The sequence below is a fragment of the Sphingomonas sp. Mn802worker genome (assembly GCF_000382485.1).
Taxonomy (GTDB): domain Bacteria; phylum Pseudomonadota; class Alphaproteobacteria; order Sphingomonadales; family Sphingomonadaceae; genus Sphingomonas.
Map to the genome: position 1 here is coordinate 248,421 of NZ_AORY01000004.1, position 14,241 is coordinate 262,661.

11 protein-coding genes and 1 pseudogene are annotated in these 14,241 nt (G+C 67.4%); 5 read left to right on the plus strand and 7 right to left on the minus strand.

Annotation, left to right across the window (positions count from 1 at the left end):
- Nucleotides 1-94: 94 nt before the first annotated feature.
- Nucleotides 95-1,453 (minus strand): hypothetical protein, encoded by a 1,359-nt coding sequence (locus SMN802W_RS0104620; protein ID WP_193378571.1) that lies wholly within the window; start codon nt 1,451-1,453, stop codon nt 95-97.
- A 112-nt stretch (nt 1,454-1,565) separates the two neighbouring features.
- Here SMN802W_RS0104620 and SMN802W_RS0104625 point away from each other — a divergent pair, with 112 nt between their 5' ends.
- Nucleotides 1,566-3,290 (plus strand): DEAD/DEAH box helicase, encoded by a 1,725-nt coding sequence (locus SMN802W_RS0104625; protein WP_026325748.1) that lies wholly within the window; start codon nt 1,566-1,568, stop codon nt 3,288-3,290.
- A 2-nt stretch (nt 3,291-3,292) separates the two neighbouring features.
- On the opposite strand, the pseudogene SMN802W_RS16425 reads toward SMN802W_RS0104625, so the two are convergent.
- Nucleotides 3,293-4,686 (minus strand): annotated as a pseudogene (locus SMN802W_RS16425) (helix-turn-helix domain-containing protein).
- Nucleotides 4,687-4,852: 166 nt separating this feature from the next.
- Between SMN802W_RS16425 and SMN802W_RS18560 the strand changes: the two are divergent.
- The 3 genes from SMN802W_RS18560 (at nt 4,853) to SMN802W_RS17855 (ending at nt 7,268) form a co-directional block, all read left to right on the plus strand.
- Nucleotides 4,853-5,008 carry a hypothetical protein gene (locus SMN802W_RS18560; protein WP_019515726.1) on the plus strand — a complete coding sequence of 52 codons (156 nt, stop codon included), beginning with the start codon at nt 4,853-4,855 and terminating at the stop codon, nt 5,006-5,008.
- Nucleotides 5,009-5,130: 122 nt separating this feature from the next.
- Nucleotides 5,131-6,726 (plus strand): isocitrate lyase, encoded by a 1,596-nt coding sequence (locus SMN802W_RS0104640; RefSeq protein ID WP_019515727.1) that lies wholly within the window; start codon nt 5,131-5,133, stop codon nt 6,724-6,726.
- A gap of 206 nt (nt 6,727-6,932) precedes the next feature.
- On the plus strand, nt 6,933-7,268 hold the full coding sequence (locus SMN802W_RS17855; protein WP_083925610.1) for a hypothetical protein: 336 nt from the start codon (nt 6,933-6,935) through the stop codon (nt 7,266-7,268).
- Between the two features lie 38 nt (nt 7,269-7,306).
- On the opposite strand, the gene SMN802W_RS0104655 is transcribed toward SMN802W_RS17855, so the two are convergent.
- Nucleotides 7,307-7,744, minus strand: coding sequence for a MarR family winged helix-turn-helix transcriptional regulator (locus SMN802W_RS0104655; protein ID WP_019515729.1), 438 nt, complete (start codon nt 7,742-7,744; stop codon nt 7,307-7,309).
- Nucleotides 7,745-7,888: 144 nt separating this feature from the next.
- Between SMN802W_RS0104655 and SMN802W_RS0104660 the strand changes: the two genes are divergently transcribed.
- Complete coding sequence (locus SMN802W_RS0104660; protein WP_026325749.1) at nt 7,889-8,314, plus strand: organic hydroperoxide resistance protein; 426 nt, start codon at nt 7,889-7,891, stop codon at nt 8,312-8,314.
- Nucleotides 8,315-8,421: 107 nt separating this feature from the next.
- Here SMN802W_RS0104660 and SMN802W_RS0104665 read toward each other — a convergent pair whose 3' ends face one another.
- The 4 genes from SMN802W_RS0104665 to SMN802W_RS0104685 all read right to left on the minus strand — a co-directional run bounded on the left by SMN802W_RS0104665 (nt 8,422) and on the right by SMN802W_RS0104685 (nt 14,185).
- On the minus strand, nt 8,422-11,622 hold the full coding sequence (locus tag SMN802W_RS0104665) for a TRCF domain-containing protein (protein WP_019515731.1): 3,201 nt from the start codon (nt 11,620-11,622) through the stop codon (nt 8,422-8,424).
- A gap of 194 nt (nt 11,623-11,816) precedes the next feature.
- Nucleotides 11,817-12,275 carry a hypothetical protein gene (locus tag SMN802W_RS16430; protein WP_019515732.1) on the minus strand — a complete coding sequence of 153 codons (459 nt, stop codon included), beginning with the start codon at nt 12,273-12,275 and terminating at the stop codon, nt 11,817-11,819.
- 260 nt (nt 12,276-12,535) lie between these two features.
- Nucleotides 12,536-12,931: a hypothetical protein gene (locus SMN802W_RS16435; RefSeq protein WP_019515734.1), complete on the minus strand. Its 396-nt coding sequence runs from the start codon at nt 12,929-12,931 to the stop codon at nt 12,536-12,538.
- Nucleotides 12,932-12,988: 57 nt separating this feature from the next.
- A complete protein-coding gene (locus SMN802W_RS0104685) occupies nt 12,989-14,185 on the minus strand; it encodes an acetyl-CoA C-acyltransferase (protein WP_019515735.1) in 1,197 nt (398 codons plus the stop codon).
- Nucleotides 14,186-14,241 lie beyond the last annotated feature (56 nt).

Consider the following 14,241-nt stretch of genomic DNA (forward strand, 5'->3'; position numbering starts at 1 on the left):
CGGCACTCTCCTTCGTTACGCCAGCGAAAACGTAGACAACGACGGCCGCGTTCCGTGCGCCTGGCAATCTTTCGACATAATATCGTTGAGCGGCTCAGCGCATCGGGACCTGCGATGGCGGATAATAAGGCGGCGGGGCTGGCGCGGGTGGCGCCGCCGGCACGACGTGCGTGGCGGTCGGGTCCTTGAGCAACCGCCATCCGGTCGGCAAGTAATCGGTCGACATGAAGAAATAAAAGGCACAGCTTCGGTCGCTGCGGTAGCTGCCGCCCTTCACCAGCCCGAAAGCGCGCGTCCCGAGAAACACTGGCGCACCGCTGTCGCCGCCCTGGCAGCTTGGCCCCGCCACCGTTACCCAGGTCGGCAGGCACGCTCCGCCGCACAATTGGCCCGCCGGCGCGAACGAGACGAGTTCGACGGGCGCACAACTGTAGCCGGTCCGCTCGCCGCGATGGCAGACGACATCGCCCGCGCGCATGCTGCTGAGCGCGCGCCGGCCGGCCACCGCGCGGCTGACCGTCTTGCCCGTGTCGGCGAAGAAGGCGGGTTGCAGCGGCACGGCGCTCGCGTTGACCTGCACGTCCTGATAGCCCCAACCCCATTGACCGACGAACGAGAGCGCCTGAGCCTCGCCGTTCGGGCCGATGTAGGTCAGTTCGTCGGGGCAGTGCGCCGCGGTCGCGATCCCGGTGCGTGCACCATCGGTGACGACGAAGCCGGTGGTGCAGGCATATCGACGACCATCCGCCGGATCGACGCCGACGACGCGCGCGCCACCCTCCGCCATCATGTCCGCGCTCGCGACCACTCGGTCGGTCCGCACCCGAACCGGCACGCCCGCGATTGCCGTCAGTCTTGCGGTGAGCGCATCAACGCCCTCGCGATCGACATCGGATGGATTGACGATCACCACCAACTCGCCGGTCGCGAGATCGATCCCCATTCCCGGCGGGTGCGCCACCGCGGCGGCAAGCTCGGTCTGGTGCGAGGCGAGCGCCAGCTCCAGCGCCGCGCGCGTCGCCGACGCACCGGTGCGGAACACGATCGGCACGGCGATGCCGCCCGCCACGATCGATCGATCGGGCACAGGCGCGTCGCCGGTCAGCAGGACGACAATGCGATACGCTGGACGGTGCTCGATCGAAATTCCTGCCAGCCGATCGGCCAACTCGATCGCTAGTCGATCGGTTACCGGCACTGTCTCTTCCTGCGCGATCAGCCGCGCACGTGCCTCGGTGAGCGGGACGCCGTACAGCCGCGCATATTCGCCCGCGTCCTGCGTGATCGCAGCGTCGGCGCTCTGGCGGGGAGGAAAGGCATCTGCTTCCACTGCGACCGTTGGCGGAGCCTGCACCGGAGCCGCCAGCACCTGCGCGTCGCCGGTGCTCGCAGCCGCCACCATCGCCACCGCACCCAGGGCGCCGCGCCACCATCTACCGATCCTGCTCGACACCCGCGCCTCTTAGCGCTACCTGCCCGAACTTGTCCTGAACGAACATGCGCGAGCGCCGAACAGGCGTGCTGCCCTTGCAGCCAACGCGCAGCCACCCAATTTTGAAAGCCTCATGACCTTCCCGAACCTCCCCCAGCCTCTCGCCGAGGCGCTTTCCGCGCGCGGTTACGCCGCTCCCACTCCCGTTCAGGCGGCGGTGATCGAGCCCGAGGCGCACGGACGCGACCTGATCGTCTCGGCGCAGACCGGCTCGGGCAAGACGGTGGCGTTCGGCTTGGCGATGGCGGGCGAGCTGATGCCGGAGGGCGAATTGCCACCGGCAGGTGCGCCGCTCGCGCTCATCATCGCGCCGACGCGTGAGCTCGCCTTGCAGGTCAGCCGCGAGTTGCAGTGGCTCTATGCGTCCGCACACGCGCGCATCGCGACCTGCGTCGGGGGCATGGACGCCTCGCGCGAACGCCGCGCGCTCAACCACGGCGCGCACATCGTCGTGGGTACGCCGGGGCGTCTGCGCGACCACCTCGAACGTGGCGCGCTCGACCTGTCGAGCTTGCGCGCTGCCGTCCTCGACGAAGCGGACGAGATGCTCGACATGGGGTTCCGCGAGGACCTCGAGGAGATCCTCGACGCGACCCCGGCCGAGCGCCGCACGCTTCTGTTCTCCGCGACGATGCCGAAGCCGATCGTCGCGCTCGCCAAGCGTTATCAGAAGGATGCGCTCAGGATCGAGACCAAGGGCGAGGATCGCGGCCACGGCGACATCTCCTATGTCGCGGTGACGGTCGCGCCCGCTGATATCGAGCACGCCGCGATCAACCTGCTGCGCCTGCACGAGGCGGAAACCGCGATGCTGTTCTGCGCCACGCGCGACAACGTGCGCCGGCTCCACGCCAGCCTGGTCGAGCGGGGGTTCGCGGCCGTCGCCTTGTCGGGCGAGCACAGCCAGAACGAGCGCAACGCCGCGCTCCAGGCGCTGCGCGACAAGCGCGCGCGCGTCTGCGTCGCGACTGACGTCGCCGCGCGCGGCATCGATTTGCCCAGCCTGAGCCTCGTCATCCACGTCGAGCTGCCGCGCGACGCGGAGACGCTCCAGCATCGCTCGGGTCGCACCGGTCGCGCCGGGCGCAAGGGCACCGCGGTGCTGATGGTGCCGTACCCGCGCCGTCGCCGTGTCGAGATGATGCTGCGCGGTGCCAAGATCAACGTTGAGTGGACCAACCCGCCGACCGCCGACGACATCCGCGCCAGCGACCGTGAGCGGCTCATCACCACCTTGCTAGAGCCAGTCGAGATTGACGAGGAGGATCGCGCGCTCGCACAGCGGCTGATTGCGGAGAAGTCGCCCGAGGACATTGCCGCGATGCTCGTCCAGGCGCACCGCGCACGGCTGCCCGAGCCGGAGGAGCTGGTGGCCGCGACGCCCGAGGCGCAGCGCGCCGCGCAGGCCGATCGCCACCGTCCCGGCTTTGACGATACGCAGTGGTTCGTGATGGACATCGGCCGCCGCCAGAACGCCGATCCGCGCTGGCTGCTGCCGCTGCTCTGCCGTCGCGGGCACATCACGCGCAACGAGATCGGCGCGATCCGTATCGGCCCGAACGAGACCTGGTTCCAGGTGCCGACCGCGATCGCCGCCAAGTTCAACGCGGCGGTTCAACGGACCGCAAGCGCTGACGGCGAGGACGAGAGCGGCATTCGCATCATCCCCGGCAACGGGCCTGCGCCGGGCGGAAGTGGCGCGCCGCGTGGCGGCCCGCGTACCGGCGGCGCTCGGGGCGCACCGATGCACCGCGCGCGCCCGACAAACCCGCGCAAGCCGCAGGGTCGTCGACCGTAAGTTCAGTCGGCGACGAAGCTCAGTGCCGACACACGCCGCTCGCGCTCGTTGACTACCAGCGCGCGCGCCGCGGGCGGCAGCGAGCGCTGAGGGCAGTCGGCGCGCAGGCACGCGCGGCAGCCGAGCCCGATTGGGGTCGCGGCACCCGCCAGATCGAGCCCACGCGCGGCGGCGAGCGTCGGGGCCTGCTCGGCGGGCACGCCGAGCGACAGCGCAAACTCCGCCGCGACCGCACTCGCGCCGACGCCGACCGAACGCGTACCCGGCACCGCAACCTGCAACGTGAACCAGCGCGTGCCGTCCTCAAGCTCGATCAACTGAGGCACTGCCGTACCCGGACGGTCGAATGCGTGATGCACCCGCCACAACGGGCAGCGTGCATCGCTTGTAACCATCACAGCGCCACTCGCCCCCGCGAAGCGCTTCGACACCTGACCCGCGCGGTCGACGCGCAGCAGGAAAAACGGCAGCCCGCGCGCGCCGACCCGCGACAGGGTCGTCAGCCGGTGCGCAACCTGCTCTACGCTCGCGCCGAAGCGATGCTGCAATGTCGCTAGGTCGTACCCGCTCCCCTCGCACGCGCGCAGGAACCGCGCATAGGGCATCATCACCGCGGCGGCAAAGTAAGCGGCGAGGTGCCGTCGGAATAGCCGCTCCGACACGCGATTGGCGAACGTCGCACCGCGTGCCAGCGCGTCGATCTCGGTGCGCGCCTCCAGTTGCGCCAACTGCGTCGCAAGCGCGAAGGTGCGGCTTGCGGGCGACAGCATCTCGCCCAGCTGCAACTGCCGCGCGTGCAGGTCGAGACGCCGCAGGTGGTCGGGCATCACCTCCGCCGGCAGGATACGGATCGCCAGGCCGTGGCGCACGCGCAGCCGCTCGGTCAGCGCACCGTACAGGTCCGCGCTCGCCAGCCGCAGTTCGTCGGCCACACCTTCGGCCAAGGCGTCGAGATCGGGAAAGTGGCTGCGCCAGCGATCGATCTCGCGCCGGACCGCCACCGTTGGGTCGTCCGCCTCATCGGCTGCGCCTGTGACCCCACCGCCGCGGTCGAACGCGCGCGCGAACGCCTCCGCCCGCCGGGGGCGGCGGCGAGCCATTCCTCCACCTCGCTGCGATCGATCTCCAGATCGGCGAACAGCGGATCGGCCAGCCGCCGCCGGATCGCCTCCGCCCCGCCGCCGGGCTCACCCGCGACCAGCGCGCGCGGGTCGAAATCGAATACCTCGGTCATCTTGACCAGCAAGCCGGCCGGCAGCGCGCGCTGGTTGCGCTCGATCAGGTTCAGGTAGCTCGGCGACACGCCCAGCATCTCCGCCATCGCTGCCTGCGTCAGCCCGATACGGCGTCTGAGCCGCCTGACCGCATGACCGCCCATCACCTTCTCGCGCGCCATATCTTGCCTGTAAACAAATTGACAGCGTGACAGCTTCTACGCTGCTTCTTGCGACCCTGCGACACAAAACCTTGTCAATCTTTGTTCACAGGCGACGTTTGGTCGGCTTACTCCTTCCTCAGCGGCGAACAACCGCCGAACAGAGAAACACCAGAGGAGAGCGTCCATGCCGACCGAACCGCAACGCAGCCGTGCCGTCTTCTCGACCGAAGACTTCGGGCTGATGAAGGAAGCCGTCGCCAATTACGTCCGTCAGATCGCGGACGACCCGCGCTCGGCCAAATTCTCCAACCTCTACCACCGCCTCGGCCGGCTCGGCTGACGCGAACGCCCGCAACGCGGGCGACCAAGTTCCTGGGGAGGAAAGGTGGTTCGTCGGCGCGGAATGCCGCGCCGGCGACCATTTTCACGCGCCCCGTTCACACGCATACAAGGGGCAATGCCATGACCTACCAGGACCACACCAGCCAGATCGGCCAGCTGATCGCGCGCCAGAACGGCACGTGGGACGGCATCGACGCCGAGGCGGTCGCGCGGATGCGGTTGCAGAACCGCTTCAACACCGGGCTCGACATCGCCAAGTACACCGCGGGCATCATGCGCCGCGACATGGCCGCCTACGATGCCGATCCGGCCAATTACACGCAGTCGTTGGGGTGCTGGCACGGCTTCATCGGGCAGCAGAAGCTCATCAGCATCAAGAAGCATTTCGGCTCGACCAAGGGACGCTACCTCTATCTCTCCGGCTGGATGGTCGCCGCGCTCCGCAGCGATTTCGGACCGCTCCCCGACCAGTCAATGCACGAGAAGACGAGCGTGCCTGCACTAATCGAGGAGCTCTACACCTTCCTCAAGCAGGCGGATGCGCGCGAACTGGGCATGATGTTCCGCGAGCTCGATCACGCGCGTGAGGCGGGCAATGAGATCGAGGCGCAACGGCTGATCCACGCGATCGACCATTACGAGACGCACGTCGTGCCGATCATCGCCGACATCGACGCCGGCTTCGGCAATGCCGAGGCGACCTATCTGCTCGCGAAAAAGATGATCGAGGCGGGCGCCTGCGCGCTCCAGATCGAGAACCAGGTTTCAGACGAGAAGCAGTGCGGCCACCAGGACGGGAAGGTGACCGTCCCGCACGACGACTTCCTCGCCAAGGTTCGCGCCTGCCGCTACGCCTTCCTCGAACTGGGCGTCGAGGACGGGATCATCGTCACGCGCACCGATTCACTTGGTGCCGGCCTCACCAAGCAGATCGCGTTTAGCAAGGAACCGGGCGACATCGGCGACCAGTACAACAGCTTCCTCGATGCCGAGGAGATCACCGATTTGTCGAGCGTCAACGGCGACGTCATCATCAACCGCGACGGCAAGCTGATGCGCCCCAAGCGGTTGCCGTCCAACCTGTTCCAGTTCCGCGAAGGGACGGGCGCCGACCGCTGCGTGCTCGACTGCATCACCTCGCTCCAGCACGGCGCCGACCTGTTGTGGATCGAAACGGAGAAGCCGCACATCGAGCAGATCGCGAGCATGGTCGACCGCATCCGCGAGGTGATCCCCAACGCCAAGCTTGTCTACAACAATTCGCCCAGCTTCAACTGGACGCTCAACTTCCGCCAGCAGGTGTTCGACGCCTGGGCGGGCGAGGGGCGTGACGTGTCGTCCTATGACCGCGCGCGGTTGATGAGTGTCGACTATGACGACACCGATCTGGCGGCAGAGGCGGACGAGCGTATCCGCACCTTCCAGAAGGACGCGGCGGCACGCGCCGGCATCTTCCATCACCTGATCACGCTGCCGACCTATCACACTGCGGCATTGTCGACCGATAATCTCGCCAAGGAGTATTTCGGCGACGCGGGCATGCTCGGCTACGTCAAGGGCGTGCAGCGTAAGGAAATCCGCGAGGGCATCGCGTGCGTCAAGCACCAGAACATGTCGGGCTCCGACATCGGCGACGACCACAAGGAATATTTCGCCGGCGAGGCGGCGCTAAAGGCTGGCGGCGCGCACAACACGATGAATCAATTCGCCGCCTGAAAGCAGCAAGGGGAACCAGTTCGCCGCCTGACCCGACCCCTGCGTAGGCAGCGTACCCACCCGCGTCGGGCAACCGGCGCGGGTAATCGCGCGTGCGACGGCCGCGGCGTTCAACATGTACCTGAGCCTACAGGGCGGTTCAGCCGCGGTGCCGATTGGCTCGGCTAGGCGTTGGGCAACCCGGTTATCGGGCAAGGAGATACGCCATGAAGCTTCTACGCATGTTCGCCGCTGCCGGCCTCGTCATCGCCAGCCTCGGCGTGTCCGCCACCGCCGACGCGCAGGGTCCGCGCGGGCCACATGGCCCCGGTCCCGATCGTCACTGGAATGATCGCGGACCTGACCGTGGCCCGGGACGGGGCCCTGATCGCGGGCCGGGCCGCCATGACTGGCGCGGCGATCATCATCGTGGACCCGACTGGCGCGGCGATCGCGGTCACCATTACGGGCGGGATCACCGCCGCTATGGTTATAACGGCTATGGCCGCAACCGCTGCTACGTGACATGGCGCAACCATCGCCAGATTCGCATCTGCCGCTGATCTGAAAACGGCGCGGGCGGAGTCGCTTCCGCCCGCCGCTATCTACCCACGTTTTCCAGCGCGCCGCGCAGTCGCTGCACCTGCCGGTTGAGCGCATCCACCTCGGCCAGCGTCATGCCCGATCGCCCGACCAGCGTCTCGCCTAGGCAGCCGCATTCCTCACGCAGCGCCCAACCACGTTCGCTTAACCGTACCTGCACCTGCCGCTCGTCGGCCGGGTTGCGCGTCCGCGTCATCAACCCGGCCCCCTCCATCCGCTTGACCAACGGCGTCACCGTGCTCGATTCGAGCGCCAGCCGCTCCGCAATCTGCCCGATCGTGCGCGCATCTTCTTCCCACAGCGCATGCAGCACCAAATATTGCGGGTAGGTAATACCAAGCGCGTCGAGCTGAGGCTTGTAGGCGCGATTGATCGCCATCGAGGTCGCGTAGAGTGAAAAGCAGAGCTGCTGGTCGAGCGGCAGCGGGGCGGGCATCGGCGTTCTCCCATATCGGCACAAAGCCGGCTCGCGAAAGCATATCGCGACAACTAAATCGCTGGACAAGGCGCAGCGTCGATCTTACCTAAAAGTTATCGCGATAAGAAATATCGTGCAATTAATCTTCGAGAGGTGAAGATCATGGCAGTGGACGTCAAATATTCGACCAAGGCGACCGCAACGGGTGGCCGCGACGGGCATGCGCGCAGCGAGGACGGCGCGCTTGACGTCAAGCTCTCGACGCCGAAGGAACTCGGTGGCGCAGGCGGCGATGGCGCTAACCCCGAGCAGCTGTTCGCGGCCGGTTACTCCGCCTGTTTCATCGGCGCCTTGAAGGCCGCCGGTGCGCAGATGAAGCTCAAGATCCCCGCCGACACGCAGGTCAGCGCGACCGTCGGCATCGGTCCGCGCTCAGAAGGCGGCTTCGGCATCACCGCCAATCTCGTCGTCTCGCTGCCGGGACTGGATCGTGATGAAGCGCAAAAGCTGGTCGACACTGCGCACCAGATCTGCCCTTATTCTAATGCCACCCGCGGCAATGTGGATGTCGGTCTGACGCTCGCCTGATCCCAGGCGGCGTTATTGCCGAACGCGACGCGCCTCTTCCGCCCCCCGGCAGGGGCGCGTCTGCGTTCGGACGTGACGGCAAACGGCGCGAACACGCGCCGCCCGGCCTATTCCGCAAGCGCCGCGACGACCTCCTGCACCTTGGCCAATCGCGCACCGGCGTCCTCGATCCGCTCGCGCAGTAGATAGCGTCCGTTCTTTTCCTCTAGCGCCTCCGCCGTCAGCGTGACGCGCGGGCGCGGCTCAAGCGCGATCGCGGCCGGTCCTGCAACGATCCGCTGGATCTGCGCTGCGCGTGCCTCCGCACGCAGTCGCGCCACCGCGATCAGCGTACGCGCTTCCTCAGGCATCGCGCCGAAACGGTCCTCCAGTTCCTCCTCCAGAGCGTCGAGCGCCTCGGCGTCGTACAATCGCGCGATGCGGCCGTAGATCGACACGCGCAGTTCCTCGTCGGGTATCCACGTCTCGGGCAGGCATCCCTCAACGCCCAGTTGCAACTCGGGCGTCCAGCGGTCCGCCTCTTCGCCGCGCGCACGACGCAGCGCATCCTCAAGCAGCTGCTGGTACAGGTCGATCCCGATCAGCTTCATATGCCCTGCCTGGGTCTCGCCCAGCAGGTCGCCCGCGCCACGCATATCGAGGTCGCGCGCGCTGATCGCAAAGCCTGCGCCCAGCCGGTCGAACGCCTCCAACGTGCGTAGCCGCTTTAACGTACGCGGCGCGATCTCGTGATCCGGTTCGGTGAACAGCAGCACTTGCCCGCGCCGATTGCCGCGCCCGACGCGCCCGCGCAGCTGGTGCAGTTGCGAAAGGCCGAAGCGGTCTGCCCGCCAGATCACCATCGTGTTGGCGCGCGGTACGTCTAGCCCCGCCTCGATAATGTTGGTGGCGAGCAGCACGTCGCCGTCGCCGCGCCCGAACGCGACCATCGCATTGTCGATCTCGCTTGACAGCATCTTCCCGTGTGCCTGCAACAGCTCGAGCTCGGGCACCAGTTGCGCCAGCTTGTCGGCCAGTGGGGCCATGTCCTCGATCCGTGGCACGACCACGAAGCTCTGCCCGCCGCGTGCCTTCTCCCGCAACAACGCCGCGCGCATCACCTCGGCGTCGAAGCTTGCCACCGCGGTGCGGATCGGCTGGCGGCGGGCAGGAGGCGTCGCAATAACCGAGAGCTGCTGTAACCCCACTAATGCCGATTGCAGCGTGCGCGGGATCGGGGTCGCCGACAGCGACAGCACATGTCCCGCCGAAAGATCGCGCAAATGCTGCTTGTCCGCCGTGCCGAAGCGCTGCTCCTCGTCGATCACGACAAGCGCGAGGTTGTAATACTCGACGCCTTTGCCTGCGACCGCGCCGGTGCCGACGACGACGTGGATGCTGCCGTCGGCGAGCCCCGCCTTGACGCGCTTTTTCTCCGCCGCCGTCGACAACCGCGATAGGCCCGCGACGACCACGTCGCTGCCCTCGAACCGGCTGGTGAAGCTTTCCAGATGCTGGCGTGAGAGCACCGTCGTCGGCGCCGCGATCGCGACCTGCCCGCCGGCGAGCGCGGCCAGCGCGGCGGCGCGAAGCGCCACCTCGGTCTTGCCATAGCCGACGTCCCCGATCACCAGTCGGTCCATCGGCTTGCCCGAGGCGAGATCGGCGCGCACCGCCGCGATTGCGCGCGCCTGATCGATTGTCTCGGTAAAGGCGAAGCCAGCGGCGAAACGTTCATACGCCGCAGTGTCGGGATCGAGCACCGGCGCCTCGCGTTCAGCCCGTTCTTTCGCCAGCGCGGTCAGCGCCTCGGCATCCTTCGCGATTGTCTGCTCGATCTCGCCGCGGCGTTTCTGCCAGCTCGATCCGTCGAGCTTGTCGAGCGTCACCGCGTCCGCCTCCGCGCCGTAACGCCAGATGCGGTCGGCCTCTGTCACCGGCACCAGCCGCGTCGCATCGTTCGCATAGGTCAGCTTGATCGCGTCGCCCGCCACGCTTCCGGCGCCGCTCGCCTCGTCCGCGGTCATCTGTTCGAGCCCGGCGACGACGCCGATGCCATGCTCCTCATGCACCACCACGTCGCCGACGCGGATCTCGCCGAAATCGAACAGGGCGGTGTCCGCCGGCCCGGTCGAGGTCGTGTCGCGCTCCGCGCGGCTGCCGAGCAGGTCGGCGGCGACGACCGCCAGCACGCCATCGCGCCGGAACCCACGATCGGTCGCCATCTCGAGCAACAGGAATGCGCCCGGCTTCGCCGTCGACACCTCGGCCCAAGACGCGACCTGCTCGGGCTCGCGCTTCACCGCCTTGGCGACACGTCGTTTCAAGAAACGCAGATCGCGCGCGCTGCCCATCAACACCACGCGCGTATCATCGTCCCAGGCTTCCTTCGCGGCCTTGGCAAACGCACGCAACGGCGCCTTTCGCTCGACAAACCTCGGCGGCAGGTCGCCGGCGCGTTCGATCGTTACGTGCTCGATCGATGTGAGCGCCTTGTCCCACGTCGCGTCGTCGACCACTTCCTTCAGCGCGCGTCGTGGGCGTCGCTTCTCCGCGTCCGCCGACAGCGCAAGGAAGCGCCGCCGCCGCTCGTCCGCGGCCGCCCCGATCACCACGCGTGCACCCGGCAGGTGATCAAGCAGCGTCGTACGCTCCTTGCCTAGTTTCGGCTCGGATACGCGGCCCAGTTCACGGCATTCGATCTCGCCCACGGTGCGCTGGTCTGCGGGATCGTAGCAGCGCAGGCTGGTGATCTTGCCGTCCGCCACTTCGACGCGCAGCGGCAGGTCGGCGTCGGCCGGAAACACGTCGAGCACGGCGCCGCGCAGCGCGACCTCGCCCGGCTCGTCAACGCGCTCATCCGCGACATAGCCGAGGTCAATCAATGTATCCGACAGCGCGGCGAGGTCGATCCTCGCACCCACCTCGACGGTCGGTGGCGTCGCCTCGAACCCCGCCGGCGGCGGATAGGCGCGCGCCAGTGCCTCGCCCGTCGTCACGCATGCGATCGATGCGCGTTTCTTCTTTGCGGTCAGCAATCGCAATTGGCGCAACGCCGATACGCGCTGCCCGACGTTGGCGGGGGAAGCGGGCGCGTCGTCACCCGGCAGTGCGTCGCTTCCGGGGCAGAACAGCACACACGCGTCTGGCGCGGCGGCTGCAAGCGCGTACGTGATCGCGACGCCACGCACTTCGTCCACCGCAGCGATCAGGACATCACCGTCGTCCAGCAATTCCGCCGCCGCCGCCGCGATCTCTCCCGTCTCAAGAGTCGGCGCTGCGGGTGCGCTGCCGATCAGCGTGGAAGCGTCGCGAGTCTCGTCGGCCATAAGCGTCTGTGTTTCCGAAGGAAGGAGCGGCGCGAACGGACAGGGGGTAGGCACGGTTCCGCCATCGTAGTGGGTGTCAGTGGTGCAGAACCAACCAACCCGGCATAGCGGTTTGATGGCGTTCGTCATGCGCGACGCATTCGTGTTGACCGGTCAACCGGGGTTGGCGGTGCGACACCCGCGGTGGGGCGAGATCAGGCGAGTCGGTCGAGGAGATTGATCCGCTCAAGATCCTTGGAACGGCCGAAACGCTCGAACATGATGCGCAGCTCGGCGCACGACGGCACGTACACGATCGCGCGATTGACGCGGATGACCACCCGTGTCCGCGGCTGCACCCGCCGCCACCTGCCATCGCTATCCCGCAACCGGAAATCGGCCATGAACTCGATCGTCAATGGCGTCTCGGTCCAGCGGCCGAATAGGTCAGATCGAAAGCGAGGATGATCGGACGCCGCGTCCGGCACGATGCCCGATCGCGAAAACAGCTTCTCGGCATCCGCCCGGCTCAGCAAGATGTCGACATCGCCGACCGTAATCGGACGCGCACCGTGGATCGCTGCCGCCGCACTTGAGATGATCCACCATGGATCGCGCGTTTCTTCTAGTAGTACGGCCGCCGCGACGATCGTTCGCGTCAGTGAAAGTGGCAAGGTGGCGTCATGATCGTTCAGCTGATCGCTCGCGTGCTGAATCGGCGGTGGAACATGCCCACACCCGGTGCGGTCACGATGGTCATCGGCGACCAGCTATCGTCGCCCGCCCGTGCTTGGTGGCCTGCGGCGAAGATTGCCACACACCTCCAACCTCGGGCGCGACGCCTCATCATCCAAGCCCCAGCTTGAACTCTAAAGGCTGCACGTTCACCTGGCTCGCGCTTCACCTCGCCACCGCTGCGCGCCGCCTCACCACGTCATTGCCGTTCCGGCTGGCCCGCCGCCGCACCGCCCGACAAGCCCGGGTTCTCGCCCGTGCTATCCTCGTCGAAGCCCTCGCCCGGATTGCCGCCGCCCGCACCGCTGCCGCTGCCGTGAACGGCGCCCGTGGCAGGGTCGAATGAGGCACGCTGGCCGTTGTCGGGCGGCACTGGGGCGGCGTCTGCTACCCGCTCGCCCGGACGCGCGGCGACCGTGCCCGATGGCTGCGCTTCGCCGAGCGCGCGTTCATCCACGGCGCTATAGCCTTCGCCGGTATAGCCCACGGCACGGTTGAACGGTGCCGGTTGGTGCGACCGCTCGGGGTCGACCTTGGCATGATCGAACGGCGCGTCGGCGCGGCGCTCGTCGGTGTTGCACATCTTATCGTTCATGCCTCATCCAACGCGCGAGCGGCTGCAGCCGATCCGCCGGTCTGTGCGGCACCTGCGTCACACGATCTCGAACAGCCCCGCCGCGCCCATGCCGCCCGCAGTGCACATCGACACGACGACGTAACGCACGCCGCGCTTGCGCCCCTCGATCAGTACGTGGCCGACCAGCCGGCTGCCCGTCATCCCGAACGGATGCCCGACTGCGATCGCGCCACCGTTGACGTTATACTTCTCCGGATCGATTCCCAGATGATCGCGACAATAGAGGCATTGCGACGCGAACGCCTCGTTCAATTCCCATAAACCGATGTCGCCGACCGACAGCCCGGCGCGCTCCAGCAGCTTCGGGATTGCGAAGACGGGGCCGATCCCCATCTCATCGGGCTCGCACCCCGCCGCCTGGAACCCGCGGTAGACGCCGAGCACCTGCTTGCCCTCGGCTTCGGCAGTCGCGCGATCCATCACGATCTGCGCCGCCGCCCCGTCGGATAATTGGCTCGCATTGCCCGCGGTCACGTTGCTGCCGGCGCCGGTGAATTCGCCGCCCGCCCAGACGGTCTTCAGTCCCGACAGCGCCTCAAGCGTGGTGCCGGCGCGAATGCCCTCATCCTGCGCGATCGTCACCGTCTCGCTGCCGGTACGGTTGCCCGCCTTGTCGAAGATCGCCTTCTCGACCGTGATCGGCACGATCTCTTCGGCAAACGCGCCCGTCTCCAGCCCGCGCGCGGCGCGCTGCTGGCTCGTTGCGGCATACTCATCCTGCGCGGCGCGGGTGATGCCGTAGCGTTCGGCGACGATCTCGGCGGTTTCGATCATCGGAATGTAGGCGGCGGGCACGTTGCGCGTCACGCTCTCGTTGACGAAGCGCGGCGCGTCCTTGGTCACGGTGTAGCTGATCGACTCCATCCCGCCCGCCAGCGCGACATCGATATCGCCCGCGATGATCGAGCGCGCAGCAAGCGCCACTGCGGTCAGTCCGGAGCCACACTTGCGGTCGAGCGTGAACGCGGGCACCGAATGCGGCAACGCGCCCGCAAAAATCGCCATGCGGCCCGCGTTGCCGCCCTGCGTGCCCCATTGATTGCCGATGCCCCAGAACACGTCGTCGATCCGCGCGGGATCGATGCCGGCGCGCTCAACCGCGGCGTTCATCACGTGTCCCGCCAGCACGGGAGCCTCAGTCGCGTTAAACGCGCCGCGGTATGCCTTGCCGATCGCGGTACGGGCAGTGGATACGATTGCGGCTTCGCGCATGGGGCTCTCCTGTGCTTTGCTCCTGACTAGATCGGAGGCTCGTGCGCCGCAATCAT